The organism is Caldanaerobius fijiensis DSM 17918 (genome assembly GCF_900129075.1).
GTDB lineage: Bacteria > Bacillota > Thermoanaerobacteria > Thermoanaerobacterales > Caldanaerobiaceae > Caldanaerobius > Caldanaerobius fijiensis.
This window is the reverse complement of the sequence record NZ_FQVH01000081.1, coordinates 1-1,585: the sequence shown is the minus strand read 5'-3', so window position 1 is coordinate 1,585 and position 1,585 is coordinate 1. Positions and strand designations below refer to the sequence as shown.

Here is a 1,585-nt window from a genome sequence, read left to right as displayed (position 1 = left end):
TATACTAAGAAATGGGTTAAATAAAATGTTAATTGATTCTTATCAAGAAAGAGCATGAAATTAATCTAAATACACAAAATATTTTTCACTCCCTAAAATAGAGGGATTATCCCTCTTATTTTATTACCCTTTCCCTTATTTCTCCTAAAAGCTTTTTTACCATGTCTTCTATCTCATCCCGCACTTTTCTGAACTTACCCATTATCTCGTCCTCTGTGCCAGTGGCTTTTGCAGGATCTTCCAACCCCCAATGTATGCTTTTAACGGATGGCGGCAACACCGGGCACTTATCTCTTGCATCACCGCAAAGGGTTATTACATAATCGGACTTAAATAGCACTGCTTCATCTATGAGTTTGGACTCATGCCTGGATATATCTATGCCCTTTTCTGCCATGACTGCGATGGCCCTGGGGTTGACACCATGGGCTTCCACGCCCCCGCTGTACACCTCTATAATATCACTACCATAATGTCGAGCAAAGCCTTCAGCCATCTGGCTTCTACATGAATTACCTGTACAGATAAAATATACGATTTTTTTTCGACTCATCCCAAAACCTCCGTGTGGCGAGACATTTTTTTAAATCTACAAAGAGATGTATAACCGCATTTTTTAATATAATCTATACCTTTATCAAACATATAGCCAACGTGCTCAGGATAGTGAGCATCTGAATCTAAAATAACAGGAACACCGTATTTTAGAAGAATCTCCAGAAACGCCTGTGATGGATACATCTCCCCTACAGGCTTTCTTAGCCCTGCTGTACTCACCTCTACACACTGTCCATTTTCTGCTATTACCTTTGCAACATCCTCGTAAAGCTCCGCTATATCTACACCGGGCCTGTATCCAAAAACCTTTATGACATCAGGATGCCCCAAAAAGCTGAATATCCTGCTCTTAGCCGCCTGCTTTAATATATCAAAATACCTTTTATAGGCGTCATAAACATCTTTGTTTTCCCAATCCTTTTGATCGAGATCAATTCCCCAATCCCCTAACCAGTGGACTGAACCAATGACATAATCAAAAGGATACTGTTTAACAAATTCTCTAATCTCTTCTTCTTTCTCCGGTATGTAATCCAGCTCAATGCCTAATTTCACAGGAAAACCTTGATTTTTTGCTTCCTCTATAAGCTCAATATACTCGTCGATATCCTGTCCGCTGTATTCCCTAACCCATTTCCCCCTATATCCATCGCTATGGATCAAATGATATGCCTGTTTAAACCTGTAGCCATGTTCTGAAAACCCGATTTCTCCTACATTGTTTCTCTGTCCCTGCTCAATAAATTTCTTCAACCATTCTATAGTGTAAGGCCCGTTTTCAAGGTGTACGTGATAATCCCAATACTGCATCTACAAACCCCCAGTTTAGTTTCATTTATCTTGATTAGGTTAATGATAGCAGTGAAGCAAATGCTTCACAATAATAGAATAGCAAAAAACTCAATAACTTACCAGTACCTTATGTTTTGTAACAGTGAACCTACTCCATCCTATAGAGGATGGAGCTTCCTACTTCATTGACCGTTGCCTGCTGTTGTCCACAACAGGTCTTCCACGATCTCCACAG

2 protein-coding genes are annotated in these 1,585 nt (G+C 39.9%); both read right to left on the bottom strand.

Translation table 11 applies throughout. The features are described 5' to 3' along the window. Window positions 1–115 precede the first annotated feature (115 nt). Complete coding sequence (arsC, locus tag BUB87_RS13905) at window positions 116–553, bottom strand: arsenate reductase (thioredoxin) (RefSeq protein WP_073346684.1); 438 nt, start codon at window positions 551–553, stop codon at window positions 116–118. Next, entirely contained in the window at window positions 550–1,368 is an 819-nt protein-coding gene (locus BUB87_RS13900) for a histidinol-phosphatase (protein ID WP_073346682.1), read from the bottom strand. The genes arsC and BUB87_RS13900 overlap by 4 nt, the downstream gene beginning before the upstream one ends. Between the last annotated feature and the right edge of the window lie 217 nt (window positions 1,369–1,585).

Bases quoted from the DNA above. Each gene is read 5' to 3' on its own strand.
- BUB87_RS13900 (WP_073346682.1), bottom strand. From the start codon at position 1,368: ATGCAGTATTGGGATTATCACGTACACCTTGAAAACGGGCCTTACACT.
- arsC (WP_073346684.1), bottom strand. From the start codon at position 553: ATGAGTCGAAAAAAAATCGTATATTTTATCTGTACAGGTAATTCATGT.